A 26351-nucleotide genomic window follows, 5' to 3' on the forward strand; every position below is an offset into this window, starting at 1 on the left:
GACGGCACAAGAAGCACAACGGGACATCAGCCATTACCTGATGCACCGGTATAACTGGATACGGCCGCATCAGTTCAACCAGGGACTGGCACCGGCCGTCGTCGAAGAAAAACTTAATATAGTGTCCGGGATGGGTTGACCACTACATCACCGCGCTCGTCGTAGGTCGGCTTAGCGCTTGCGCGTAAGCCGACATGCAGGTGTTTGCAGGATGGTCGGGCTGGTGGCGGCTTACGCTGCGCTAAGCCGACCTACGCCGACCTGCGCCTACCTATGCCACCGGGCCGGTATGGTTTCGGTCGCTGACGTCGCGACGCCGGACCAAACCGTCGCGAGCGGAAGGCGGAGTTGGCCGAGAGGCGCAAGCGTACTCGGTACCACGGGCACCGAGCCGGTGCGCATCGCAGGCCGCCTGTGCCGACGCGCGGCAGGTTTGGTCCGATGTCTTCAGATTGCCCGTTCGCGCCAGTAATCAGCTTGCGCATAGCTGTGCCGTAAAAAATCCACAAATGCCCGTATGCGCAGCGGCAAATGCCTGCGCTGGGCGAACACGGCGTAAATATCATTGCCGGGTGCCGCAAACTGGTCCAGCACCGTCACCAGCTGGCCCGATGCGATCTCGGCGCCCACTTCCCACATCGAACGCCAGGCCAGGCCCTTGCCGGCCAGGGCCCAGTCGTGCAGCACTTCGCCATCGTTGCAGACCATGTTGCCCGTTACTTTCAGGGTCACGTTTTTGCCGTTTTCACGGAAGGTCCAGCCCCGCTGGCTGCCTTCGCTGCTGATCGCCAGGCAATTATGCTTCGCCAGGTCGGCCGGGATGCGCGGCGTGCCCGCGCGTTTCAGGTAGGCTGGCGAACCGACCAGCACGCGTTGGTTGTCCGCCAGTTTTGTGCTCACCAGCGAGGAATCGGACAGGCTGGCGATGCGAATGGCCACGTCGATGCCTTCGCCGATCAGGTCGACCAGGCGGTCGTTCAGGTTCAGCGATACCGTCACGTCGCGGTGCTCGGCGACAAAAGAGGGGATCAATGGTGCCACGTGCTGGCGGCCGAAGCCGGCCGGCGCGGAAATGAGCAAATGGCCGCTGGCCTTCACGCTGCGTTCGGCCACTGCCGCTTCCGCTTCTTCCAGTTCCCCCAGGATGCGCTGGCAATCTTCCAGGAAGGCGGTGCCTTCATTTGTCAGGGCCAGCTTGCGTGTCGTGCGCTGCAGCAATTTCACGCCGAGGCGTTGCTCCAGCGCGTCGAGGCGGCGGCCGATCATGGCTGGCGCGATGCCCTCCGCGCGCGCGGCGGCCGAGAGGCTGCCCTTGGCAACCACTTCCACGAAGGTGGATATTTGTCTGAACTGACCCATGGCATGCTCCCGTTACGCACTCACTTGTGATAAAAACGCATAGATGAAGTGATTATTAGTCTCGTTTCCATGCTTTATAGTGCAATACTATAGAGCAAACGTAGCGCCAGGCAGAGTGTTTTTTGTCCTCGCCCGGCGTCTTGCCGCCATCGATGCGCATATACTTTGATCACCAGATTACTTTTGCTTATATTTACTAAAAACGGAGAACTTCATGACGCAGACGCACATCGCACTTCCCGAAGGCATGCAAATCACGGGTGAAATCAAGCCCGGCTATGAGCAGATTTTGACGCCGGCCGCATTGGATCTGATTGCCAAGCTGACGCGCGCTTTCGAACCGCGCCGCCAGGAATTGCTGGCCGTGCGCGTGGAGCGGGCCAAGCGCCTCGACGCGGGCGAGCGTCCTGATTTCCTGCCAGAAACCGCACACATCCGCGATGGCGACTGGAAGATCGCGCCGATCCCGAAAGCGCTGGAATGCCGCCGCGTGGAAATTACCGGCCCGGTCGAGCGCAAGATGGTGATCAACGCCTTCAATTCCGGCGCCGACAGCTACATGACGGACTTTGAAGACTCGAACACGCCAAACTGGGATAATCAGCTGACTGGCCAGATCAATATGTTCGATGCCGTGCGCAAGACGATTTCGCTGGAGCAAAATGGCAAGTCGTACAAGCTGAACGACAAGATTGCCACCCTCGTCGTGCGTCCGCGCGGCTGGCACCTGGATGAAAAGCATGTGCTGGTCGACGGCAAGCGCATTTCCGGCGGCATCTTTGATTTCGCCCTGTTCATGTTCCATAACGCCAAGGAGCAACTGGCGCGCGGCGCCGGCCCGTATTTCTACCTGCCGAAGATGGAATCGCACCTGGAAGCGCGCCTGTGGAACGACATCTTTGTCATGACACAAAATGAGTTGGGCTTACCACAAGGCACGATCAAGGCGACTGTGCTGATCGAAACCATCCTGGCCGCGTTTGAAATGGATGAAATCCTGTACGAACTGAAAGAACACAGCTCCGGCCTGAACGCGGGCCGCTGGGATTACATCTTCTCGTGCATCAAGAAATTCAAGCTGGACAAGGATTTCTGCCTGGCCGACCGCGCCAAGGTCACCATGACGGCCCCGTTCATGCGCGCCTACGCCTTGCTGCTGTTGAAAACCTGTCACAAGCGTGGCGCACCCGCCATCGGCGGCATGGCAGCCTTGATCCCGATCAAGAACGATCCGGAAAAGAACGACATCGCCATGGGTGGCGTGCGCAACGACAAGGCGCGCGATGCTACCGATGGCTATGACGGCGGCTGGGTGGCCCATCCGGGTCTGGTGGAACTGGCCATGGGCGAGTTCACCAAAGTGCTCGGTGACAAGCCGAACCAGATCGACAAACAGCGTCCGGACATCGACGTGAAAGCATCGGACTTGCTGAACTTCCAGCCGGAAGCGCCGATCACGGAAGCGGGCTTGCGCTACAACATCAACGTAGGCATCCACTACCTGGGCAGCTGGCTGGCAGGCAATGGCTGCGTACCGATCCACAACCTGATGGAAGATGCGGCCACGGCCGAGATCAGCCGTTCGCAAGTGTGGCAGTGGATTCGTTCCACCAAGGGCGTGCTGGAAGATGGCCGCAAGGTCACGGCCGAGATGGTGCGCGCCATGATTCCGGAAGAGCTGGCCAAGGTGCAGCGCGATGCGCCAGGCGGCGATGGCCCGACCTATGTGCGCGCCGGCCAGATCTTCGAGGAAATGTCGACGTCGGCATCGTTCGCCGAATTCCTGACCCTGCCGCTGTATGAAGAAATCTGATCCTGATCAAATAGGGCTATAAAAAAATCCCGGCAGACGCTGCTTGCGTTGCCGGGATTTTTGGTATTGCGGCGAACATCGCAGGCTGCCTGTGCCGACGCGCAGCAGCTTTGCTCAAGCCTTGTCAGAAATTGTTCTTCCACATGCGCAGGGCGGCAAACGCTTCCACGGGCGAGGCATCGGTGGCCAGCTTGCCTTCCACCTTCAGGCTGTTCAGGATGGCCGGTTCGCGGTAGCGCAGGAAGGGATTGGTGGCTTTTTCCAGGCCGATGGTCGACGGCACGGTCGACATACCCTGCTGGCGCTTTTCCGTATCGACGGCGATGCGTTCCTGCAAGGCCTGGTTGCCCGGCTCGACGGCATTGGCAAAGCGCAGATTGGACAAGGTGTACTCATGCGCGCAAAATACCTGCGTATCGTCGGGCAGGGCGGCCAGCTTGCCCAGCGAGTCGGCCATCTGGCCCGGCGTGCCTTCGAACAGGCGGCCGCAACCGCCGGCAAACAGGGTGTCGCCGGAGAATAGCCAGGGCGACTCGCCTTGCTCCGTACGCTGCCGTACGTAGGCGATATGTCCCTTGGTGTGGCCAGGCACATCGATGACGGTCATTTGCAAGCCCAGGTCGGGCACATAGGCGACATCGCCTTCGGCAAGCGGTTCCGTGATGGCTGTGATAGCCTCATTGCGCGGGCCGAAGACGGGGACGGCGAAATGCTGCAACAATTCAGGCACGCCACCCGTGTGGTCAGCGTGGTGATGCGTGAGTAAAATGGCAGACAAGGTCAGCTGATGCGCCTTGAGCGCGTCGAGGATGGCCATGGCATCGCCGGGGTCGACCACGGCGGCACGGCTGCCATCATGGATCAGCCACAGGTAGTTGTCGGCAAAAGCAGGCACGGCAAGTACCGATAAAGCATGTTCAGGGGAGTGGGTCATGAGTAAAAGAGAAAACTGAATGGACAATGCGGCATCCGAAAAATCCATTATAGCGCTTGACGGCTGGCTGCAGACGCCGGCCGGTCTGTACGTGCGCGCGTGGGAGCAGCAATGCCTCGACAGCCTGACGGTCGACATCTTCGGCTTTAACGCCGTGCAGATCGGCTTGCCCCAACTGGACGCGCTGGCTGCCAGCCGCATGCCCAACAAATGGCTGCTCGATTCGCGCCTGCCGTCGCGGCCGCCCCTGGATAGCCGCCTGACCCTGGTGTCGGCCTTCGACGAGCTGCCATTCGATTCGCAAAGCCTGGACTTGGTGGTGCTGCCGCACGTGCTCGAATTTGCGGCCGAGCCGCACCAGGTCTTGCGCGAAGTGGAGCGCGTGCTGATCCCGGAAGGGCGTGTGATCGTCTGCGGCTTCAATCCGGCCAGCCTGTGGGGTGCGCGCCAGGGTCTGGGCAGGGTGACGGGCAGGCACTACCTGCCGCAGGCGGGCGAGCTGATCTCTATGCCGCGCATGAAAGACTGGTTAAAATTGCTGAACATGGGCGTGAGTGAAAGCCATTTTGGCTGCTACGCGCCCGCTTGCCGCACAGAAAAATGGCTGCGCCGCCACGCTTTCATGGACCGGGCAGGCGCGCGCTGGTGGCCATATCTGGGCGCAGTGTATATAGTGCAGGCGATCAAGCGTGTCAAAGGGATGCGTTTGATCGGTCCGGCGTGGACCAAGAAACCGGCGACGGCGCCCGCAGGCGCACCGGTCACGAATAAAAGGCGGGAACAGCAAGATGGATAAGGTTGAAACGAAGGTCGAGATTTACGCTGATGGCGCATGCAAGGGCAATCCCGGCACGGGCGGCTGGGGCGCCTTGATGGTGGCCGATGGTGCGAAGAAAGAGATTTACGGCGGGGAATTGAATACGACGAATAACCGCATGGAACTGAAGGCAGTGATAGAAGCCTTGACGGCGCTCAAACGTCCCTGCCAGGTGGTGATGTATACCGATAGCCAGTACGTGCAAAAGGGGATCAGTGAATGGATCCACGGCTGGAAGGCGCGCGGCTGGAAAACGGCGGCCAAGGCCCCCGTGAAAAATGTCGATCTGTGGCAGGCGCTCGACGCGGCCCAGGCCGTGCATGAAGTGGAATGGCGCTGGGTGCGCGGCCACAATGGTCATCCGGGCAACGAGCGGGCCGATGCGCTGGCTAACCTCGGTGTGGAAACCGTGCGCGCCTGAGAACGCCCAAGCCAAGCTGCTGCGCGCCGTGCTGTGCGGCCTGTGATGCTCGCAGTAGCTGAGTACGGTTACGCTTACCGAGCGCAAATCACTTGCGCCCGCGACGGTTTTGTCGGGCATTCGAACATGCATGGGTGCGATGACAGTACACGGATTTGCTATACTGTGCCCTTCGCTTTTTGCTTTTAAGACTGAATCTGCCATGCGTCAAATTGTTCTCGATACTGAAACCACCGGCCTGAACCCGCGCACGGGCGACCGCATCCTGGAAATCGGCGCGGTTGAACTGAACAACCGTATGCTGACCGGGAACAATTTTCACCACTACATCAATCCGGAGCGCGATTCGGAAGAGGGCGCGCTGGCCGTCCACGGCCTGACCACCGAATTCCTCAGCGACAAGCCGAAATTCGCTGAAATCGCCGACAAATTCCGCGCCTACATCGCCGGCGCCGAACTGATCATCCACAACGCACCGTTCGATATCGGCTTCCTCAACGCGGAATTCAAGCGCCTGAACCTGCCGCCCGTGCATGAGCAAGTGCACGGCGTGATCGACACCCTGGTGCAGGCCAAGGAAATGCACCCCGGCAAGCGCAACTCGCTCGATGCCCTGTGCGACCGCTACGGCGTCTCGAACGCCCACCGCAAACTGCACGGCGCGCTGCTCGACTCGGAATTGCTGGCCGACGTCTATCTGGCCATGACCCGTGGCCAGAACAGCCTGAGCATGGAAGAAGAAGTGGAAGTGGCCGCCGACGGCGCCGCGCTGGAAATCGTTCCCTTGGCCGAAGTCATTTTCCTGGGCGCCACGGCCGACGAACTGGCCGCCCATGAAGCCACCATCGCCGGCCTGGACAAGGCCGCCAAAGGCCAGTGTATCTGGAGCGCCGTGACGGCCCCGTCAGCGGCCGTCTGAAAAAAAAGCAGGGCGCGATAAATTTCCTCTCGCCAGCCCTTGCAGATGCCGCAACACCTATGCGATAATTCGCCTCGCTTCGGGAGGTTAGCTCAGGGGTAGAGCACTGCATTCACACTGCAGGGGTCGCAAGTTCGAAACTTGCACTTCCCACCAAATTTTTCGTTTGTATTCAATGACTTAAGATTTCTCATCTGGTCTGAATACGAGCTTGGGGCAAATCTGGGGCAACGGGGTTTTCGTCCATTGTCCAGCCCCAAACGATACGGCCGCTTTCTGCGGCCGTTTTCACATCTAGCTGGCTTAGCGCCTGAATCCATCTCACCTGAGATACTGGCATCACGCTTACCCGCGCCATTCCGTTTGCCTAACCCGAATAAGTTTTCGCTGCTTCTCCCAAGGGCGAGGGGGCCACTAAGGAGTGAGACACGAATGGGTTACTTGCGATTACTACGACGGCGGGATGCCATGACTTACACTGAGAGTGAGCGAGACGCTCTACTTTCAATATTTAGTGCATTTGCGGGAGTCTCTGCAGAGATCGACGGAACGCACATAAAAGGGGGATACCGCGTTAGCTGTTGCATGCCTGAACAGGCGTTCGACGCCGTCATATCGGAACTAGAGAAGAACGATTGGTTTCCCGCAATCTAAGCCAATGTCCCGTTGCAATGCGCGCGATCTTTTTACACAGCCTGGGCCAACAGCAGGCATTTAGATTTCTTGGGCCTGTGGTCTCTGAATTGCCACGAGTCCGCTAGACACCCGCAGGCCGTTCAGAATGCCTGCGCTCAAACTCTGCTGGCGAAAGCCGGTCATTAAATCCGTGACGACGCTTTGGATTGTAGAACATCTCGATGTAGTCGAAGGTGTCCTTCCAGGTATCGTCTCTGCTTGCATAGATCCTGCGTTTGATGCATTCACGCTTTAAAAGCTGGAAGAAACTCTCAGCGACAGCATTGTCGTGACAGTTGCCCTGCCGGCTCATGCTTGGCTCAAGTCGATGCGCCGTCAAGAAATCGCCGTATCTTTTTTGTTTTGCGATGCGAAAAGATCGCCACGGGAGGGCAACCTGACTGCCAGGATGCGCGACCCAACAGCAAGCCGCGCCTCGGCACTTTTTGCATGCGCTAGTTGGCCACCGCCCGATCCGGAATGATCCACTGGAAATCCGTGAGGGTGAACGGCGCCAGGCAGGAGCTTTTGGGGTTGAGTGAGGCGCGCAGGTTCGGGCATTGCGGATTCTGATAGCTGGTCACGCCTGGCGTCATGGCTTTAAAGCTGCTGGGCCAGCCGGCGTTGGCGTGGCAGGTGTAGCAGCTGGTGCCGACGGGGTGCGTCACCAGTTCGATGTAGGGGTTGGTGGCGACGGGGAGAAGGTCCGGATTGCCTTTTTCCGGGATGCCATAGGCTTCCGTCAGCAGATAGTGTTTCCACGGTCCGCTGGCCTGCATGTCCGCCGGGCGGTTGGCCGCGTAGGGCAGGCTGTCCGGACGGTCCGACCACCACACGCTTTGCAGGCCCCAACTTGGAATTTCCTTGGTATTGATGTGCATGGCGACCGTGACCAGGTAGTCGCCGGCGCCAAATGGCTGGCCGTTCAGCCAGTAGCTGGCGGCGTTGATGATGGCCTTGTCTCCATCGTCGAAACTGGCCCAGTCGGCTTCGCTTACCTTGTGGTGGTAAAAATCTTGCAAGCCGTACACCCTGGCCTGTTTGGTGATGGTGGGCCATGGCGTGGTGGCATCGTGCCTGTAGATTCCGTGCAAGTAGCTGACCTTGGACATCTGGCCCACCCGCTTGCCGTCGGGATCGATGGCAATGGCGGTGCGCCACTTTTCGTAGCCCGCATAGCCGGGAAAGGTAGCGCTGAAATCGTCATGCCACACGGGCAAAGCTGTCAGCCCCTTGGCCTTCACTGGCCAGTACATGTGCTTGGTCACCACATAGCTGGCGGGGGCATTCAGGTTATGCACGCGTTTGCTGGGATCATCTTTGCTGTACAGGGCGTCCAGGGTGCTTTGCTTGTAGACAGGTTGCCCGGGATCACGGATGAAATCGAGCGCTTCCTTGCTCAGCGATTCCGTCGCGATCATGATGTCGCCGTTGAAGGCGAAGTGGACGCCGTCCTTGATGCCGCTGACTTTCCCGTTTTTGTAGGTGATGGCTTGTGGATAGGCCTGGATGACCTGCGCCGGGATCGGGTAGGCCGGCGTATTTTTCAGGTTGACGGGAGTCAAAGTGCTGGCACCCAGGCGGCCCAGGCGGCGCTTCGGTGCTTTGCCTCCGGCCGTTACCTCGGCGGCATTGGCGGTCAACGGTGCCGCGTCGGCGAACGCATCGGTACCGTTGGGCCAGGTGTACCAGACTGGCCAGTCCATGCCGCTTGCCGGCTGCATGATGCCGGCCCACAGGCGCCAGCCATGTGCGCGCACGACGGCGTTATCGCCTTTCTTGACGGCTTCCTGCAAGGCACGCGTTTCGGCCGATTCCAGATAGCCATAGCCCTTGGGAAAGGGCTGGTAGGCTGGCGTGCCGGCGGCTGCGGTGGCGCAGAGCAAGGCGGCGAGACTGGCGCAGATTACCCTGGGGACGGACATAAATGCTCCTGCTTAAGTTAAGTTATCAGGATGTATAGTATCCGCAAATAATTGCCGGAATCTCAGCAATTGTCACCGCGCCCAACATGCCACACCATTGCCTTGGGGAGCGGCTCCGTGTATGGTCTGGCGGCCTCGATTTGATCGCATCACCTGAATACGATAAAGATGAAAAACACCAACAAGGCCACTCTGATCGGACTGGCCGCCATCCTGCTGTGGAGTTCCATAGTCGGACTGATCCGCAATGTCACCGACCTGCTGGGTCCCACGGGCGGGGCGGCGATGATGTACAGCGTGGCGTCGGTGTTCCTGCTGCTGTCGGTGGGCTACACGCGGCTGCGAGAATTCCCGCGCCGTTATCTGCTCTGGGGCAGCCTGCTGTTCGTTACCTATGAACTGTGCCTGGCACTGTCGATCGGCTATGCCGGCACGGCGCGCCAGGCCATCGAGGTGGGCATGGTGAATTACCTGTGGCCAACCTTCACCATTGTCGCGGCCATCCTGTTCAATGGGCAGAAGAGCAATTTTTTGATATTGCCGGGTTTCCTGCTGTCCGTGGCTGGCATCTGCTGGGTGCTCGGCGGCGAGCAGGGGTTTGACCTGGCAGGCAGCGTGGCGAATGTACGCAGCAGTCCGCTCAGCTATGGCCTGGCCTTCGCCGGCGCGCTGATCTGGGCTGCATATTGCACCGTGACGGCGCGCCTGGCGCAGGGCAAGAATGGCGTGACCCTGTTCTTCATCTTCGTTTCCATCAGCCTGTGGGTCAAATACCTGCTGCAAGGCGGCGGCCCCATGGTGTTTACCCCCGAGGCCGTCATCTACCTGCTGCTGGCGGCCGGCGCCATGGGTTTTGGCTATGGCGCCTGGAACGTGGGCATTTTGCACGGCAACGTCACGATCCTGGCGGGCGCCTCGTATTTCATCCCCGTGCTGTCCGCCGCGCTGTCGTCGCTGCTGCTGGGCACGCCGCTGTCGCTAGCCTTCTGGCAAGGCGCGGTGATGGTGGGCGGCGGCGCCATCCTGTGCTGGCTGGCAACGCGCGCAAGACGCATCAAACCAGTCAGCAACTAAAACCGCGCCGCCAGCCGCTAGTTGTGCGACAAAACCGAATCGCGCGACCGGTGCCCCAAGTAAGGCAGCAGGCTGATCAGGCCGAGCAGGGCCAGCGCGACGCCGACCCACAGCGGTGAGCGCAAGCCGTAGCCGGTGGCGATCCCAAGGCCGCCTAGCCAGGAACCGGCGCCCAGGCCGATGTTGATGACGGAGGTGTGCACCGTGTTGACCAGCGGCCCCGGATGGGCGGTCTTCATCACGCGGGCGATGATGGCAGGATTCATCGACATGCCGACCAGGCCCGTGACGACCAGCAAGGCGACGCTGATGGTCTTGTCGTGCGCAAAGACGGCGAACACCGCCAGGCTGATGCTCAGGATGACCATGCCCCAGACCATGATGAGGGTCGTGTAGCGGTCCGCATAACGGCCGACCACGCCATTGCCCACCACGTTGGCGACGCCGTAGACGCCCAGCAGCCAGGGGATGTCGGACGCTTGAAATCCTGTAATGTCCGTCAGGATGGCCGCGAAGTAGCTGAAGGCCGCGAAAATCGCGCCGATGATGAGGCCGCTGCTGGCATACGCTGCCCACAGGTGGCGATTGCGGAACTCGCCCAGTTCATTGCCGAGGCTGACGACTTCCGACGGTTTGCTACGCGGCACCAGCACGGCGATGAGTGCCAGACACATCAGCGCCAGCAGCACCACCAGCCAGAAGCTGGCGCGCCATCCCAGGTGCTGGTCGATGAGCGTGGCGACCGGCACGCCCACGACTGATGCGAGCATGAGGCCGCCGATCACGACGGCGGCCGCGCGGCCGCGCGCATTGGGGCTGACGAGTTCGGCACAGATCGCCAGCGACAGGCCAAAGCAGGTGGCGGCGGCCACGCCCGTGACCACCCGCGCGACGGCCAGGATGTCATAGCTGGTGGCGGAGGCGGCAACGGATTGGGCCAGCACATAAAAGCCCAGCAGCCACAGCAGCCCCTGCTTGTTCGGCACGCGCAGCTTGAGCAGGACGATGGTGCTCAGCGGCCCGCCGATGACCATGCCCATGGCATACAGCGAGATCAGATAGCCGATGCGTGTCACCGGTTCGTTCATGGCCTCGGCCAGCGACGGCATCATGCCCGCCACCATGAATTCGGAGGTGGTTAACGAAAAGATCGTCAACCCCAGAATGTATACAACCAGCGGCATAGCAATATCCTTCGAGAGTAATATCAAAAATACTGGTCAGGCGTGGCGTGGCGCGCGCGCCGCATGTGGCCCTGCGCGCGCCACGCCATGCTCAGGTGGCGCAAGACGCAAACACGCTGTCCGGAATATCGCCGACAGACAGATTGGGAAAGTCGCGTACGGAACGGTGCTGCGGGTCGTTGCCGGTGACCATGCGCAGCAGGCGGTTGCCACCGGCCTCCAGGTAAAAGACAGATGTCGGCTTGCCCGCTGGCTCGATTACCCAGGCGTCCGCCTCCCGGCCCAGCACGCTGTGGCGGCCGTCGTGACGGGCAGCGCCGTCGACCAGCACCGCCTGCGGCAGGAACAGCGCATGGAACGGCGTTACCTCGTCGGCCAGCGCCGTGCCCTGCAGCTGTTCGCCAGTTGGCGCCGCTTGCCTGGCGTAAGCCACTTTCTGCTTGCGGCTGTGCTCGCGCCTGGCGTCGCCGATTTCCGACATCCACAGCAAGTGTCCATGTTCCTTTTCCGACCAGGGGTTGAACAGGCCATCGATGCGGCAGATGTTGCGCGCATAGTCGAACCAGCAATAGCCGGACGTTACCTGGTCGTCCTCCTGCATCGGTGTCCAGTAGGAGATATAGGCGCTGCTCCATTGCAGCGGCAGCAGCGGCGGGGTGAGGGCGGCTGGCATGGCGTCTCCCTAGCGGCCCAGCGCATAGCCGAGGCTGGCCATCAGCGCTTCCTGTAGCGACGGCAAGTCCTTGCGGCGGGCGTCGAAGCTGGCGGTCAGCTCTTCATTGCTCAGCTCGATACGTTCGCCCACGCTTTCAAACCACAGGCGGCTGGCGTTGGCGTGGTCCTTGAACAATTGCATCAGGGGCACGGCGCGGGCATTGAAGCTGTCCAGGGCGGCAGCCGTATTGGCTTCGGTATTGAGGGTCTTGACCAGCAGCAGGGCCGCCACCACCGCCATGGTGGTGCCATGGCCGATGGAAAAATGTCCCGACTGCAGCGCATCGCCGAGCAGGACGAACTTGCCGTCGCTGGCCCGGTCGCGGCTGAGGGTCATGAAGTTGCGCCAGCCCTGGCCCGGTTGGCTCTGTAGCACGTGTTCGCCGAGTTCGGCTTTGAACGTGCTGGCGACAGTCGCGGCGGCGTCGCGCTCGGGCAGCGCTACCAGCCCGGCCCTGGCGTACGTCTCTTCGCTGCACTCGACGATAAAGGTGCTCATCGTGTCCGAGTATTTATAGGCATGGCCGATGAAAATGCCGTGCTCATTGCTGCGGAACACCAGGTTCATCTGGTCGAACAGCTGGGTGGTGCCGTACCAGATGTATTTGTTGCGGCCGAAATCGATGTGCGGCGCCAGCGCCGGCGGCAAGTCCAGCGATTTGTAATTGACGCCGTTCGCTACCACCACCAGGTCGTATTGCGCTTCCAGCTGCGCCTTGTCCGCTGGCGGTGTTTCGTAACTGATCGTGATGCCGGCCGCCACGCACTTGGCGCGCAAGGCCTGTACCAGGGCCTGGCGTCCGACGCCGCACAGGGTCACGCCGGTGCTCATCAGGTTGGGCTGCTCGTGATGCACGAGCTTGAATTCTTCCAGGAATTGCGCATTGAGCTGTTCCGGCTGCTCCAGGTAAGACAGGGGATTGGCCGGATGGCGCGGCGGGCGTCCCGGCAGCACCACGCCCCAGCCCAGCACTTCTTCCGGCGTGTTTTTTTCCGTAATGCGGATATTCCAGCCGGGCTGGGCCTGTTTCATCTGACTGGCGAAGAGCAGGCCTGCAGGGCCTGCGCCGATGACGAGAATGTTCATTAATTTACCCTTCCAAGTTTGTACCAAACGTTTTGTTTCTTCTGGATTTGCTGCAACTCATCGTAAGGAACCGATGTGAAGTACAGTTTCTCCGCCATGTCCGGCGGATAAACACGGGGGAATTTCTTGTGCATGTAGCGCGTGTAGCGCGTCTGCAGGAAGAAAATCAGGTTCGGATTGCTCAGCGCTTCATAGTTGGCGATCGCCATGTCCTGCATGGCGTCCGCCTGCACCTTGCGCTGCTGCGTGAACTCGGACAGGGCAGGGCCCAGGGCATTGCCGTGCTTTTCCAGCAGGGAAACGAAGACGTGGACGTCTTCCAGCGCCATGTTCATGCCTTGTCCGAGGAACGGGGCGGTGGCATGCGCCGCATCGCCGATCAGCAGGATATTGGCCTTGTAGTGGAAGGCGCTGGAACGGACATTGATGAGGTCGTTGCTGGGCAGCGCCATGAACTGGTCCAGCATGTCCTTGCGGCGGTCCGGCGGCAAGTTGCCGAAGTAGCGGCTGAAGAAGTCCGCCATGGTTTCCCGGTTGAGCGTGCCCAGGCTGGGCGTGCCCGTGTAGGGCAGGCACAGGGCAAAGCTGATGCTGCCGTCCGGAATGGTGGCTGCGCGCCCGGCAAACAGGCCCTTGGAATCCATGCCGAAAAAGTACAGCAAATCCTTCCGGAAACCCAGGTCGGCCGCATTCGGCAACACGAGCGTCTTGTAGCCGTGGCGGAAGTAGCTTTGCCTGAATTCGAAACGGCGCACGCCGCTTTGCATGGCGCGCCGCACGGCCGAGTGCGCGCCGTCGGCGCCAATGACCAGGTCGCCATGCAGCTGCTGCACGGCGCCGTCCGGGTCCTGTACCAGCACGATCTTTCTTTCCAGGTCGACATCCAGGCATTTATGCTCAAAGTAATATTTCAAGGCGTGCTTGACGGCATGCCGGTTCAGCAGGCGCTGGAAGGCCGTGCGGTCCAGCGACAGGGGGAACAGGCCTTCGAGCGGGGTCAGCTCGCGTATCCTGTGCCGACCGCCCACGCAAAAGGCCATGCCGACGATGGGTTCGCCGCACAGGTCAAGCTCCTGTTTGCTGATGCCCGCTGCCAGCACGGCCTTGATGCCGCGCACCGTCATGCTCACGCCGATGGCGCGCGAATTGACCGGATCGGCGTTGGCGGCAGTGTCCAGCAGCGGATCGCCGCGTTTCTCGATAACGTGGACATCGTGTCCGCGCTGCGCCAGATAAATGGCACCGAGGCTGCCTGCCAGGCCTCCGCCGACGATAATGATTTTATGCATTTCAAGCCTCTCTTGACATCTTTCCCCGAGATAAATCGGTAAGTTGCTGATTAAAAAACTCCAACATTTCTATCGGCGCCATGCCGATGGCATCGCTCTCAAGGCTGCGCGCGTACTGCGCCAGCGCCAGGCATTTTTGCGCCAGCATGTCGCAGCCCTGGCTGTAGTCGCTGCTGACCCGGCTGCTGACCGGCTCGGGCACGGGTGGCCCCGCATGGCGGCCGGCCACGCCCGATGGCATGTTCATCAGGGCGGCTGACAGGGGACGCAACAGGCCCGTCATGATGTCGATGGACGCATTCATCAGGCGCGAGCGGCGCAGGCTGCCCAGCGGCTGCTGCGCGAAATGGTGTGCCATCATCAGGAAGGTCAGTTCGTAGCAGCCTTGATACAGCTGCATCAGCGCGCGCGCCTTCCGGTCGGTCACCACGGTGCAGTCCGCGCGTGCTTCCAGCACGGGATTTTTCAGCGCCGGCAGCGCCGGCTCGAACGGTTTGCCGCAGGCGGCATACTTGCCGGCGACGGTGCGCAGGCGCTGGAAATGCGACGCGGCGAAATGCGGCGAATCGACGGCCACGCCTTCGCCCTGTTCCGTGACGAAGTCGATGGCGAACAGCGCGCTGTCGCGGTCGGATACTTCCAGCTGGTAGCCGGGGTAGGCGCGGTTGGTCAGTTCTTTCAGGAACAAATGGTGTTCGCCGCCGCGCTTGCCGTCGCCGCTGTCAAACAGGCCGGGCAGATCGGCCAGGGCCTGGCGGATTGCGATATAGAAGGTGGCAATCGACTTGCCCGGCGTGGGAAGGTAGTCGGGCCATTCGAAACGCACGAAGCGCGCCAGCACGTGTTCGGAAAATGGCTCGAACGCAAATTCCGTGTCCAGGCCAAAACGCTGGCGCGCCTGCTGGCCCAGCAGCGGTGTGCCGCTGTAAAACCCTTCGCCCAGCGCCATCAGCACATTGTTGACCAATAAATAGTGAATCATTTCTTCATGCGCGATTTCCAGCAGCACGCCGCGCGTACCGCTGTCGCGGCGCCGGTCTTCGGTGCCGCAGGCCAGCGCCAGCTCGGCAGGCAGCCAGCGGCCGGCCTGCACCAGCGCCGCCCCCTGCGCATAGTTGGGAATCGAATACGCGGCATACAGGTATTGCAGCATCAGCGACAGTTCCAGGTCGATGGCCTTTTTCAGTTCCCCGATCAGCCCGGCCTTGCTGCCGATGACAGGCGGCGCGGCCGCTTCCGGCACCGCCGCCCTGGCCGCGGCCGTCGCCTCGACCTGGGTCAGGTACTTGAGGAACAGGCGCGACTTTGGCAGCGACAGTTCGCGGGTGCTGGGCATGTAGTAGCTCTTGTCGCGGTTGCGCGGATCGCACATCTGCCACATCAGGCGCGAATACGTTTCGCATTTGCACTGGTCCGCCAGGCTGAAGACCTTGTCCGACATGAAGGGATACACGAGCTCGTAATAGCTCATCACATGCCGGTAGAGGAAGGCATAGTCGACCTGTGCGGCCGGCACCTCGTCGAGGTCCCAGTCGTCGGGCAGCACGCGCACGCCGAGGTACTGTTTATCCTGGCCTGTGCCCAGCACGACCCTGGTCGCGCCCGGCTGGCGCCCCGTCAGGGTCAGCATCGTGTAGCCAGGCCCCAGCGGTGATGGCTGCTGTTCCACGCCCAGCAGCACGCCGTCCTCGGCCTGCGCCGACAGGGGAGGCGGCGCCGCCAGCGCGCCGCGGTAGCGGCTTTGCACGGTGATGGTCTGCGGAAATTGCTCATGCTTGTTGCGGTTCGGCGCTTCCAGGTACAACTGGTTGCTGTCCGATTGCAGCACCCAGTCCGCTTCTTCCCACTGCGCCTGCGCGCTGCACAGGCTCAGCGAACCTGTGGCGTCGCCCGCGTGCTGCCGCGGCACGTCGAAAACGCCGTGATGGCGCCAGTGGTCGCGGTACAGCTGCTCGGGTATGCGCGCCAGCAAGGTGCCGGTGCCGTCGTGCAGTAGCAGGTCGCCGAGCGCCTGCTTGCCACCCAGCGCATGCGTGGGATGCTGTTCCGAAACGGCGCCCGCGCCGCGCGTGGTGAAGGCAACGGCGGTCGGCATGTTGAACGCGACCCGGTGCGCGTGCACTTGCACCAGCACCGGCCCCAGGCTCTGCTGGCGCGGCTGCAGCAGGCGGCCGGCCGGATAGGTGGCCAGCTCGCCGCGCCGCCACAGGCCGATGCTGCCGGCCAGGTCGTAGAACACGGGCGAGTCCGGTTTGAGCGGCGTCGACATATTGAACAAGGCATACTGCACCGTCAGGCCCAGCACGTCGTCGTCGGCCAGGGCGTGCCGCAAGGCCTGCATGCTGGCCGGCAGCGGCAGGTCCGCATTGAACAGGAAATGCGGGTCCTGCTTGGCCACCGAAAACTGGAACAGCCTGGCGCGGCCGAATTCCTCGTCCAGGAAATGCCCGCTGCGTTCCATGATATGGCCGCTGCCGAGCCAGCGCACCGAGTGCGCCTGCGCGATGTCGGCCGTGAACAAGGTGGGCGTGTTGGGCGTGGCCAGCTTGTCGCTCAAGGTGAACTGGCCGGCGTAGATCAGCGTGGTGTCGGGCGCGGCGGGATTGTTGTCGATCCACCTGGCGCGATTGAACGTGGTGCGCAGGTACTCGTTGTAGTGGCCCCACAGGCCCAGCCTGGCGCCCACCAGTGCATCCTGCGTGTCGACCTCGCCAGCGCCAAGCTGGACGCCCGTGATCCGCGCGTTCTCCCACGAGAAATGATTATTGCCGCCAAAATTGTAGCCTGCCGCCTGGCTGAAGATGCCGTCCGGATCGGGCTTGCCCTCGGCATTGAAGCGGGGGGCAAGCTGTTTCAGGTGTGCATGGAATTCGGCTGGCGGCCGGCTCAGGTCGACAGCATTGCCCGCCATCGATAGCGCATTCGTGGCGATATCGATGTTGCCGTGCGTATTGCGATTCCCCGTCGGCACATTGGCGCGGGCAAAACCCCGGAAATGCAGGCGGGGGAAGTCAAGTAGGCTCATGCGCGCTCGGTCGACGAAGTAATGAAGGTATCGTTGGCGGCGGCGCTGCCTTCGAGCTGATCGAGCCGTTGCAGCAGCAGGCCGCTGGCGTGCCGGGCGCTGATCAGGCTGCCTTCCATCCAGCCGCAGTGCGCCGTATAGGCATCCGAACAGGAGATGATGCCGTCCCGGTGCAGCAGCACGGCCGGGTGCTCGGCTTCCGGCTCCACGCAAAACTCGACGCCATGCGGCCAGAACTTGTGGAAGTGCGCCTTGATGCGCGGCAGCGGCCGGGCATCGAGGGGCAGGACTTCTTCCAGGTGGCTGCGGACACGTTCCAGGTACACGTCTTCGCCGAGTTCCAGGCTGTCGCGCCAGTAGGTGGCGCTTTTGCTGTCGGTATAGAACAGCACGTATTTATCCCCCTTGAAGTAGATCTTGCGCAGCGGGTTTGCCGCCATCAGCACCTTGTCGGTCAGCCCCAGCCCGTTCCACCAGGCCGTGTCGAAGGTGAGGAAGCCCTTGAACAGGGGCAGCGAGTCATACTGGAACGGACTCCAGGCGTGCGGGAAATCCAGGTTCAGGCGCGGCATGGCGGACGGCGGGATGGCCATCACCAGGTGGCGTGTCCGGTGCATCTGCGTGTCGCCCAGGTGGCTGAAGGCGAGCACGTGGTCGGCGCCCGATTTTTTCACGGACAGCAGACAATGTTCGAGCTGGAATTCGACGCCGGCGGCCTGTGCCTGGTGCTGCAAGCGGCACAGCAGCTCGTGATAGCCGTCGGTGGCATAGCGCCACTGGTTGGCGGCGTTTTCCGTAAAGTGCTGCGTTTCCGGGTGCTTCTTGATGATGTCGTAGGCCATGGCAGCCGACACCATCGGCAGCAGCAAGGCGTCATAGCCGGTGGCCTTGATGATGTGGGTCGCCTTGTCGGCGCCCAGGTAATGGCTGACGAACTCGAGGAAAGAGTGGTTCGGATGGGCTTTCAGCATCGGGTTCAGCTCGTCCAGCGTGGCCTTCAGCTCTGCCAGCACGCTATCGTGGGAAACCACCTCGGTGAACGGGTAGACCGCATGCGGCAGGCCGCTGCCCTGCATCAGTTGCTGGAAATGTGGATGCAGTTGCGGCGAGTAGCGGGCGGCGCCGAGTTCGGCGATTTCCTCGCCATCTATTTTGCGCGACTGGATGCGGCCGCCGACAGCGGGATTGAGGTCGAATACGCGGATGCGCAGCTTCCTGTTGCCGGCGGGATGGATCAGGTGGTTGGCGCAGGTCAGGCCGCCGATGCCGGCACCAACGATGCAAATGTCTGAATACGTGCTCATACGAAATTCCTTTTTAACGTTCATTGATCAAAAAGCTGCAAAATCGCTAGCAAAAGTCTCCCCTGCACCGCTGGGCGAGGGGAGGGACGCTGCATGTCACCGTACTTGGCGAGCGTTATCGGCTGGGGAATGAAGAGCCTGGCGAGAACTGGCGTTGGGTCTGGAATGGTCGATACTTGGCAGCGGAGTTTTTGTTTCAAACCAAAGATGGCACCGACAGTAGCCCAGGGATCGCGCGGTCAATTTGAGAAATATCAATGTAGTTGTCGTTCGGACAGCCGCAGCTGTTGATGCGGCGAGGCGCGCCCGCAGCTGGTGCCTGCGTGCCGAATCGCCGTGCCTGCCTGCGGCGCCAGCGTGACGGCGCGCCTGGGATATGGCGGAAAAGCGGGATGGCGGCCGGCAGCGTGCCGGGCCTTGGCAGCCATAATCTGGCTGCGGCGCGGGTTCTCCTGGCACTGCGCTGCGTCCCTGAGCCGCGGTCAGCTTTGCGCTTGCTGGCTTGCTGCCTGCCGCCAGGCGGGCACTGATAAAACGGCAATGTCGCTAAAATTTTCCGTACTGAAGTTCTTCGCAAAGGGAGGCGCCATGACCGACTTCATCGAACTATTGCAATGGCCAGCCATGGCCGCTTCGCTGCTGGCAGCCTGGCTGGTGGGTTCGCGCGCGGCCGCGCGGCGTTATGCCGGCTTCTGGGTTTTCCTGTTCAGCAATGTGCTGTGGGTATGCTGGGGCTGGCAAGACGAGGCCTGGGCCCTCATCGTTCTGAACCTCTGCCTGGCGCTGACGAATGTGCGCGGCATCGTGAAAAACGAGCGCGCGTGATTCTGTTTGTGCGAATATATTTCCAATACGACACTAGTTTTCGCTGCCTCAAACATGGCTTGCCAGCTCGCCTGCACCTATTTCCCGGCGGAAAACCGTGATATCGGCCAGTTGCTCCGGCATATTTGCTGTCTTATATAAGATTCCTCGCCATCTGATACACAAACACCTTCAGGACAGTCTAAAATACGTGGTGGGCAAGCACGGCGTCACCGCCGGCACACTAGCCGTCCAAAGCAAGGCTAACCGTCCTGTGTTTGGAATGAAGAAAGTTAACCACCAGGCATCACCGCATACAAGGGAATGAACATGGCAACACAAAAATCCAAAATCATCTACACGCTGACTGACGAGGCGCCGCTGCTCGCGACGTATTCCCTGCTGCCAATTATCAAAAAATTCACCGCGCCGGCCGGCGTGGACGTGGTGTCCAGCGATATTTCGGTGGCGGCACGTGTACTGGCTGAATTTCCGGAATTCCTGACGGACGCGCAAAAAGTCCCGAATACCCTGGCTGAACTGGGCAAGCTGACCCAGCTGGCTGACACCAACATCATCAAACTGCCGAACATCAGTGCCTCGCAAGGCCAGCTGATCGCCTGCGTGCGCGAATTGCAAAGCCGTGGCTACAAGCTGCCGGACTACCCGGAAGATGCGAAAACGGACGAAGACAAAGCCCTGAAAGCCCGCTACGGCAAGTGCATAGGCAGCTCGGTCAACCCGGTCCTGCGTGAAGGCAACTCCGACCGCCGCGCACCGAAGGCCGTCAAGGAATACGCGCGCAAGCACCCGCATTCGATGGGCGAGTGGAGCCAGGCTTCGCAAACCCACGTGTCGCACATGCACCATGGCGACTTCTACCACGGCGAAAAATCGCTCACCCTGGAAAAAGCGCGCGATGTCAAGATGGAACTGGTCACGGCCTCGGGCAAGACCATCGTGCTGAAACCGAAGGTTTCCCTGCAAGCCGGTGAAATCATCGACAGCATGTTCATGAGCAAGAAAGCGTTGCTGGAGTTCTACGAGAAGGAAATCGACGACGCCTTCAAGACCGGCGTGATGTTCTCGCTGCACGTCAAGGCCACCATGATGAAAGTGTCGCACCCGATCGTCTTCGGCCACTGCGTGCGCATTTTCTACAAAGACGCGTTCGCCAAGCACGCCGCGCTGTTCGACAAGCTGGGCGTGAATGTCAACAACGGCATGAGCAACCTGTACGACAAGATCGAAACCCTGCCAGCGTCGCAGAAGGATGAAATCCTCAAAGACCTGCACGCCTGCCACGCCAACCGTCCTGAGCTGGCCATGGTCGATTCGGCCAAGGGCATCACCAACTTCCATTCGCCGAACGACATCATCGTCGACGCATCGATGCCAGCCATGATCCGTATCGGCGGCAAGATGTGGGGCGCCGATGGCCGTCCGAAGGATGTCAAGGCCGTGATGCCGGAATCGACGTTCGCACGCATCTACCAGGAAATGATCGGCTTCTGCAAATGGCATGGCAACTTCGATCCGAAGACCATGGGCACCGTGCCGAACGTGGGCCTGATGGCGCAGCAAGCGGAAGAATACGGTTCGCACGACAAGACGTTTGAAGTGCCGGAAGGCGGCATCGCCAACATCACCGACCTGGAAACGGGCGAAGTGCTGCTGACGCAAACGGTGGAAGAGGGCGACATCTGGCGCATGTGCCAGGTCAAGGACGCGCCGATCCGCGACTGGGTCAAGCTGGCCGTCACGCGCGCGCGCAACTCGGGCATGCCTGCCGTGTTCTGGCTGGACAGCTATCGTCCGCACGAAAACGAAGTCATCAAGAAGGTACAGGTTTACCTGAAGGATCACGACACCAGCGGCCTGGACATCCAGATCATGTCGCAGACGCGCGCCATGCGCTACACCCTGGAACGCGCTTTCCGCGGCCTGGACACCATCTCGGTGACCGGCAACATCCTGCGCGACTACCTGACCGACCTGTTCCCGATCCTGGAACTGGGCACCTCCGCCAAGATGCTGTCGATCGTGCCGCTGATGGCCGGTGGCGGCATGTACGAAACGGGCGCCGGCGGTTCGGCACCGAAGCACGTCAAACAGCTGGTGGAAGAAAACCACCTGCGCTGGGATTCGCTGGGCGAGTTCCTGGCACTGGCCGTGTCGCTGGAAGACATGGGCATCAAGACGGGCAACGCGAAGGCGAAAATCCTGGCGAAGACCCTGGATGAAGCCACCGGCAAGCTGCTGGACAACAACAAGTCGCCATCGCCACGCACGGGCGAACTGGACAACCGCGGCAGCCATTTCTACCTGGCCATGTACTGGGCACAGGCGCTGGCAGCACAGAAGGACGACGCCGAACTGGCGGCGCACTTCGCACCAGTGGCCAAGGCCCTGGCCGACAACGAAGAAAAGATCGTTGCCGAACTGAAAGCGGTACAAGGCAAGGAAACGGATATCGGCGGCTACTACCTGCCGGATCCGGCGAAGACGGAAGCGGTCATGCGTCCGAGCGCCAGCCTGAACGCAGTGCTGGATAGCATCTGATGCCATCCTGATCGGCAGCGGCTTGTTTTGCGCTGACTGACAAAAAAACGCCGCCGGAAGCGATTCCGGCGGCGTTTTTCATTTCCCCGCAGTCTTACTTGTAGTGCTTGTAGACCTTGGTGCTGCCATTGTTTTCCACCAGCAGCACATCGTAGGCATCCTTGCGCGGGCCTTCCATGCCGGGCGAACCCATGGGCATGGCGGGCACGGCCAGTCCCCTGGCCTTGGGCTTGTCACGCAGCAACTGCTTGATGTCGCTGGCCGGCACGTGGCCTTCGATGGCGTAGCCGTTGATCATGCCCGTGTGGCAGGAGCCGAGCGCGTCGGGAATGCCGGCCAGCTTGCGGTATTGCGCCGGCATTTCCACGTTTTTCGCGCGCACCGTAAAGCCGTTCGCTTCCAGGTGCTTGATCCATTCGGAGCAGCAGCCGCAGGAAGCGGTTTTGAAGACTTCGATGACGGGCGCGGCCGCCATGGCGAGTACGGGCAAGCCCAGCATGCCGGCGAAGGCGCCGCGCAGTAACAGATGTTTGATCATGGTTTTACCTGGTCATTAAGAGAAATGCAAAATCGATGTGTAGGGATCAAGCGTGCCGCGCCGCATGCGCTGCTGGCGTGCCGCGTTGGCGACAGCGGCGGCATGCCGGCGGCAAACATGGGACGGGCAGGGAGCGCTGCGCTGGCGCAGCCTTAAGCGCGCAGGTGCCGGGGAGGCCGGCGCAAGCCGTCGGGGATGATGCCCGCGAGCAAAGGCATAGCGGCGATGTGGACGTTTTCCGCGCCAGCCAGAAGGGACAGGGCGCCCGGCACAGGCGGCGGCATGAAAGCGCCCAGGCACGCGGCGGAGCAGGCGCTGCAGGCGGCGTGCTGGCTTTGCGTGCCGCTGTCGCCAGCCTGCGCGGCGGTTTCAGCTGCCGCGGTGAGCGCCGGCATGGCGGCATGGCCGTGGCACGGGGCCATCGGCATGGCAGCGGGCGCCGAAGCGGCCAGGTTGGGCGTAGCAGAAGAGGCGGGGATGGATGCGCACGCCAGGCCGATGCCGGCCGTGGCCGCGTGCAGCGGGACCGCCGTGATCAGTAGCAGGATCAACCAGGTTTTGAAGAGTGTGAGCATCGGCGTGCAGTATACCATGGGCGATGGCGGCTTTTTCCTGCTGTCATCCCGTGCTTCAGCTGGCCGCGTGCCGGGATTTGGCGTCATACATGGCGCGGTCGGCGTGGCGCAGCAGCTGCTGCATGGTTTCGCCGTGTTCCGGATAATGCGCGATGCCGACACTGACGGCGACCGGTAGTTGCTGGCCATCGCCAAGTTGGATCGGCGCTGCCAGCGCCACGTGGATTTTCTGCGCGATGCACACGACGTCGCTGTCTGGCGTATGGTGCTCGACGAGGATGACGAATTCATCGCCGCCAAGACGGGCCAGGGTGTCGCTTTCGCGCAGGCAATCCTTGAACTTGCCCGCCACGGCTTGCAACAGCAAATCGCCGCAGGCATGGCCATGCTGGTCGTTGACCAGCTTGAAGTGGTCCAGGTCGAGGAAGAGCAGCGACAAACGGCCTTGCTGGCGCTGCGCGCGGGCGAACGCCGTGCGCAGGCGGTCATGGAACAGGCGACGGTTCGGCAAGCGGGTCAGTTCATCGTGCATGGCCATGAAGTGCATCCGCTGCTGCAGTTGCTGGCGTTCGATGGCGGTGGCCAGCTGCTTGGCGACGAATTGCAGCAAATCCTGGTCTTGCGCCGTGCAGGCGGCGCCGTCCTGCGTGCACTGCAGGGCCAGCGCGCCGATGCAGCCATGCGATGCCAGCAGCGGCACGGCAAGGCAGCTGGACGCTGTGGTGCCGGCGGCGGCCTGCAATGCCGCTGGCAGCCAGGCCATGCGCTCGGCAGGCAGCTGCAGCGCGGTGCCGCTACGCAGCACTTCCTCGCACAGCAAGCCGGCCAGCGACGTGGGTGGCGGCACCGCAGGGGCATCCACATCCGCCTGGCTGGACTGCCTGGCCGGCTGGCCGTCTTCCTCCCGCAACACCAGGCTCAGCGTCCCGCCAGGCAAATGTTCGCCGATGATGTGCTGCAGGCCAGAGAGCAAGTCGGGTAGCGCCTGCGCGGCATGCACGGCTTCCGAGATGGCGTACAGCGCAGCCTGTTTCGCCTGCGCCTGTTTCAGCGCGCTCACATCGCGTGCCACGGCCACGCGCAGCTGGTCGGCGGCGGACCAGCGGGCGGACCACATGATATGCACGAGCCGGCCATCCTTGCGCAGGTAGCGGTTTTCAAAGTGCGTCTGGGCATGGCCATCCATGATGGCCCGGGCCGCTGCCAGGGTGCGCGCGCGGTCGGCGGGGGCGACCAGGTCAAGCATCTGCATCCCCACCATTTCCTGCTGCGTATAGCCGAAGATGCGTTCGCATGCGGCGCTGACAAAAACAAAGCGCCCATCCACGTCGACCATGCACACGGCGTCGAGCAACAAGTCGGTAAAGCTGGCCAGCGGCGCGCGCAAAATCTTGTGTTCCATAGACTTTGATTCTGGGACATTCCCGGCCGTGGCGCAACTTCTTCGGGGCCGATGGGCTCGCCATCGTGAAAATGTTTCATTTCCCCGACGCTCATGTTTTACAGTTTGTTGCCGTTAATACAGTATTGCCATGCAGCGCAGGCCGCCATGCCGTACCACGGGGTGGATGATCTGCTTGCCGCCAGTTAATTACAAAATATTTAACGATATCGATATGTCATTCATGCACCCTCTCTTCCCTTGCAAGGCGACCGCGCCATGACCTCCATTTCCCCGCTCAACAGCTGGAATAGCCCTGCGGCGCGCGCTTCCGCCACCGCCACCGCCCCCCACCGTGCCGATGCGCCGGCGGCGACAGCCAGGTCCGCTACATCGTCCATCGTTGCCCTCAGTCCGGAAAGCGCGAAAGGCGAGGGTGCGGCCGCAGTGCAGCCATCGCCGCTGGTGTGGGAAAGCGGCACGCGCGACAAGGTGAGCGAGGCGATGACGAAAAGTTTTTCCTCGTATGCGTTCGGCGGCCGCTTCAGCGGCGTGGGCGCGGCCATGCTGGGACAGGCCAAGCTGGGCAACTACAACTTTTCGCAGGCGATGCGCCAGCCACCACCGAGCACGACGGCGAATGTCTACGCGGCGTCCGCCATTGCTCCGGGCGACCTGCATGGCTTCGGCGAAGATAATGTGTCCCTCAGCATCACCACCAGCAGCGGCGTGGAAGTCAAGCTGTCGCTCGACAGCCAGGGCGACGGCCTGGCTGTGCGCATGACGGCCAGCGGCGAGCTCAGCGATGCTGAAACGCGCGCGCTGGGCGAGCTGGCTGAGGGCTTCCAGGACGCCATCGACGGCATGGGACAGAGCACGCCGAAAATCAAGCTGGATGGCTTGATGCAGTTCGACCAGAAGGTGCTGGCGTCCGTCAAGCTGCATGCGGAAGTGAAGGTGCGCGGCGAGCCGGAAAGCGTGCAAACCCTGGATTTCCAGGCCGATGGCACGCAGCGCTCCGTCAGTTTCAGCGGGGTGGCCGGCACCCTGGACCTGAAGGTCGATGCCAGCGCGCTCAACACCCTGGGCAGCAAGGAGCGCCAGGCCAAGGCGCTGGGCAGTTATATGCAGCAGTTCGACCAGGCTGCCTCGCGCGGCCATGGCGACGCGGGCCTGGTGGCCATGCTGAAGGACAGCTTTACGGCTTTGCACAGCAACACCAGCGCGCCTCAGGCGGCGGATGCCCCGCCCGGGACGGGCAAGTGGCGCCTGGCGCCCGAAGACAAGGCCATTTTGTCGGGACTGGCCGATTTCACGGCCAGCGTGTCGCAAGCCGTCAACTTCAGCAATCCCATGCGCGGTTCGGAAAAGGATAGCTTCAACTATGAGGTGTCGCAGAAAACGGCACAGGCCGGTGCCAGCCAGGACGACCGGTCGGTCAGGCAGCAGCAGCAATCGAAGCTGAGCGCCAGCTTCCATGAGTCGCTGGTCGCCGGCGTGCCGCTGCGCCTGACGACCAACACGGAATCGCAGAACTATACGTATCACCAGATCGAGGACTCGGCCAGCAGCGATGCGCAGGTGGGCTACAAGGACGGCAAGCTGGTGAGGGCCAGCCTGCAGCAGGAGGCCAGCCAGTCCACGCGCGTCATGAAGTATTTCCTGGGCAAGCTGGAATCGGACAAGAGCACGCCGGGCAATTACTCCGTGCTGCGCGACCTGCTGCCGGTGCTGGGGCCGTACCAGACGGGCGCGAAAGAAACGACGCCCGAGGCGCGCATCGAACAGCGCAAGCAGGCGCTGGCGGCGCTGAGCGACGACGTGCTGCTACGGTCGTATCCGGGCCAGACCATCAGCCTGTGGCAGGCCGATGTGCTGCCGGCCGAAGAGGTATCCAGCTAAGTGGCTGCCGGCTCATGGCCATGAAAAAGCCCGTCTTCCTTTGCGAAGA

General features: G+C 61.8%; 20 protein-coding genes, 1 tRNA gene and 2 pseudogenes. 10 read left to right on the forward strand and 13 right to left on the reverse strand.

Annotation, left to right across the window (positions count from 1 at the left end):
* Nucleotides 1-139 (forward strand): annotated as a pseudogene (locus tag ACQ4WR_RS00005) (IS3 family transposase); the annotation flags it as partial.
* A gap of 308 nt (nucleotides 140-447) precedes the next feature.
* Here the strand turns inward: ACQ4WR_RS00005 and ACQ4WR_RS00010 are convergent.
* On the reverse strand, nucleotides 448-1359 hold the full coding sequence (locus ACQ4WR_RS00010; protein ID WP_436484432.1) for a LysR family transcriptional regulator: 912 nt from the start codon (nucleotides 1357-1359) through the stop codon (nucleotides 448-450).
* Between the two features lie 214 nt (nucleotides 1360-1573).
* Between ACQ4WR_RS00010 and aceB the strand changes: the two genes are divergently transcribed.
* The gene (gene aceB / locus ACQ4WR_RS00015) at nucleotides 1574-3172 is read left to right on the forward strand and encodes a malate synthase A (RefSeq protein ID WP_102294786.1); all 1599 of its coding nucleotides are present in this window, start codon (nucleotides 1574-1576) and stop codon (nucleotides 3170-3172) included.
* 124 nt (nucleotides 3173-3296) lie between these two features.
* Here aceB and gloB read toward each other — a convergent pair whose 3' ends face one another.
* Complete coding sequence (gloB, locus tag ACQ4WR_RS00020; RefSeq protein WP_436484433.1) at nucleotides 3297-4106, reverse strand: hydroxyacylglutathione hydrolase; 810 nt, start codon at nucleotides 4104-4106, stop codon at nucleotides 3297-3299.
* A 19-nt stretch (nucleotides 4107-4125) separates the two neighbouring features.
* Between gloB and ACQ4WR_RS00025 the strand changes: the two genes are divergently transcribed.
* The 4 genes from ACQ4WR_RS00025 (at nucleotide 4126) to ACQ4WR_RS00040 (ending at nucleotide 6419) form a co-directional block, all read left to right on the forward strand.
* A complete protein-coding gene (locus ACQ4WR_RS00025) occupies nucleotides 4126-4902 on the forward strand; it encodes a class I SAM-dependent methyltransferase (protein WP_102294789.1) in 777 nt (258 codons plus the stop codon).
* Nucleotides 4895-5344 (forward strand): ribonuclease HI, encoded by a 450-nt coding sequence (gene rnhA / locus ACQ4WR_RS00030; RefSeq protein WP_102294790.1) that lies wholly within the window; start codon nucleotides 4895-4897, stop codon nucleotides 5342-5344. Before ACQ4WR_RS00025 ends, rnhA begins: the two co-directional genes overlap by 8 nt.
* A gap of 202 nt (nucleotides 5345-5546) precedes the next feature.
* Nucleotides 5547-6263, forward strand: coding sequence for a DNA polymerase III subunit epsilon (gene dnaQ, locus ACQ4WR_RS00035; protein WP_436484436.1), 717 nt, complete (start codon nucleotides 5547-5549; stop codon nucleotides 6261-6263).
* Nucleotides 6264-6344: 81 nt separating this feature from the next.
* Nucleotides 6345-6419: transfer RNA gene (locus ACQ4WR_RS00040), tRNA-Val, on the forward strand.
* 601 nt (nucleotides 6420-7020) lie between these two features.
* Here ACQ4WR_RS00040 and ACQ4WR_RS00045 read toward each other — a convergent pair.
* Nucleotides 7021-7284: pseudogene (locus tag ACQ4WR_RS00045) on the reverse strand (IS3 family transposase); the annotation flags it as partial.
* Nucleotides 7285-7393: 109 nt separating this feature from the next.
* The gene (locus ACQ4WR_RS00050; RefSeq protein WP_436484438.1) at nucleotides 7394-8863 is read right to left on the reverse strand and encodes a hypothetical protein; all 1470 of its coding nucleotides are present in this window, start codon (nucleotides 8861-8863) and stop codon (nucleotides 7394-7396) included.
* Between the two features lie 168 nt (nucleotides 8864-9031).
* Between ACQ4WR_RS00050 and yddG the strand changes: the two genes are divergently transcribed.
* Nucleotides 9032-9937 carry an aromatic amino acid DMT transporter YddG gene (yddG, locus tag ACQ4WR_RS00055; RefSeq protein ID WP_436484439.1) on the forward strand — a complete coding sequence of 302 codons (906 nt, stop codon included), beginning with the start codon at nucleotides 9032-9034 and terminating at the stop codon, nucleotides 9935-9937.
* Between the two features lie 17 nt (nucleotides 9938-9954).
* Here the strand turns inward: yddG and ACQ4WR_RS00060 are convergent, their stop codons facing one another.
* The 6 genes from ACQ4WR_RS00060 to vioA form a co-directional block, all read right to left on the reverse strand.
* Complete coding sequence (locus ACQ4WR_RS00060; protein WP_436484440.1) at nucleotides 9955-11121, reverse strand: MFS transporter; 1167 nt, start codon at nucleotides 11119-11121, stop codon at nucleotides 9955-9957.
* Nucleotides 11122-11212: 91 nt separating this feature from the next.
* Nucleotides 11213-11794, reverse strand: coding sequence for a violacein biosynthesis enzyme VioE (gene vioE, locus ACQ4WR_RS00065; protein WP_436484442.1), 582 nt, complete (start codon nucleotides 11792-11794; stop codon nucleotides 11213-11215).
* A gap of 9 nt (nucleotides 11795-11803) precedes the next feature.
* Nucleotides 11804-12922 carry a flavin-dependent violacein biosynthesis monooxygenase VioD gene (vioD, locus tag ACQ4WR_RS00070; RefSeq protein WP_436484444.1) on the reverse strand — a complete coding sequence of 373 codons (1119 nt, stop codon included), beginning with the start codon at nucleotides 12920-12922 and terminating at the stop codon, nucleotides 11804-11806.
* On the reverse strand, nucleotides 12922-14211 hold the full coding sequence (vioC, locus tag ACQ4WR_RS00075) for an NADP-dependent violacein biosynthesis oxygenase VioC (protein WP_436484445.1): 1290 nt from the start codon (nucleotides 14209-14211) through the stop codon (nucleotides 12922-12924). The genes vioD and vioC overlap by 1 nt, the downstream gene beginning before the upstream one ends.
* Nucleotide 14212: 1 nt before the next feature.
* The gene (gene vioB, locus ACQ4WR_RS00080; RefSeq protein WP_436484447.1) at nucleotides 14213-17236 is read right to left on the reverse strand and encodes an iminophenyl-pyruvate dimer synthase VioB; all 3024 of its coding nucleotides are present in this window, start codon (nucleotides 17234-17236) and stop codon (nucleotides 14213-14215) included.
* Nucleotides 17233-18540 carry a flavin-dependent violacein biosynthesis tryptophan-2 monooxygenase VioA gene (gene vioA, locus ACQ4WR_RS00085; protein ID WP_436484449.1) on the reverse strand — a complete coding sequence of 436 codons (1308 nt, stop codon included), beginning with the start codon at nucleotides 18538-18540 and terminating at the stop codon, nucleotides 17233-17235. Before vioA ends, vioB begins: the two co-directional genes overlap by 4 nt.
* Nucleotides 18541-19128: 588 nt before the next feature.
* Here vioA and ACQ4WR_RS00090 point away from each other — a divergent pair.
* Together ACQ4WR_RS00090 and ACQ4WR_RS00095 are read left to right on the forward strand one after the other, a co-directional pair.
* On the forward strand, nucleotides 19129-19365 hold the full coding sequence (locus ACQ4WR_RS00090) for a hypothetical protein (RefSeq protein ID WP_102294820.1): 237 nt from the start codon (nucleotides 19129-19131) through the stop codon (nucleotides 19363-19365).
* Nucleotides 19366-19674: 309 nt separating this feature from the next.
* Nucleotides 19675-21906, forward strand: coding sequence for an NADP-dependent isocitrate dehydrogenase (locus ACQ4WR_RS00095; RefSeq protein ID WP_102294822.1), 2232 nt, complete (start codon nucleotides 19675-19677; stop codon nucleotides 21904-21906).
* A 94-nt stretch (nucleotides 21907-22000) separates the two neighbouring features.
* Here the strand turns inward: ACQ4WR_RS00095 and ACQ4WR_RS00100 are convergent, their stop codons facing one another.
* The 3 genes from ACQ4WR_RS00100 to ACQ4WR_RS00110 form a co-directional block, all read right to left on the reverse strand.
* Nucleotides 22001-22444 (reverse strand): DUF411 domain-containing protein, encoded by a 444-nt coding sequence (locus ACQ4WR_RS00100; protein WP_436484452.1) that lies wholly within the window; start codon nucleotides 22442-22444, stop codon nucleotides 22001-22003.
* A 152-nt stretch (nucleotides 22445-22596) separates the two neighbouring features.
* Nucleotides 22597-23019, reverse strand: coding sequence for a hypothetical protein (locus ACQ4WR_RS00105; protein ID WP_436484454.1), 423 nt, complete (start codon nucleotides 23017-23019; stop codon nucleotides 22597-22599).
* 55 nt (nucleotides 23020-23074) lie between these two features.
* The gene (locus ACQ4WR_RS00110) at nucleotides 23075-24421 is read right to left on the reverse strand and encodes a sensor domain-containing protein (protein ID WP_436484456.1); all 1347 of its coding nucleotides are present in this window, start codon (nucleotides 24419-24421) and stop codon (nucleotides 23075-23077) included.
* A gap of 258 nt (nucleotides 24422-24679) precedes the next feature.
* Here ACQ4WR_RS00110 and ACQ4WR_RS00115 point away from each other — a divergent pair, with 258 nt between their 5' ends.
* Nucleotides 24680-26302 carry a hypothetical protein gene (locus ACQ4WR_RS00115; protein WP_436484457.1) on the forward strand — a complete coding sequence of 541 codons (1623 nt, stop codon included), beginning with the start codon at nucleotides 24680-24682 and terminating at the stop codon, nucleotides 26300-26302.
* Nucleotides 26303-26351: the final 49 nt, after the last annotated feature.

The organism is Janthinobacterium amylolyticum (genome assembly GCF_051380655.1).
Classification (GTDB): Bacteria; Pseudomonadota; Gammaproteobacteria; order Burkholderiales; family Burkholderiaceae_D; genus Janthinobacterium.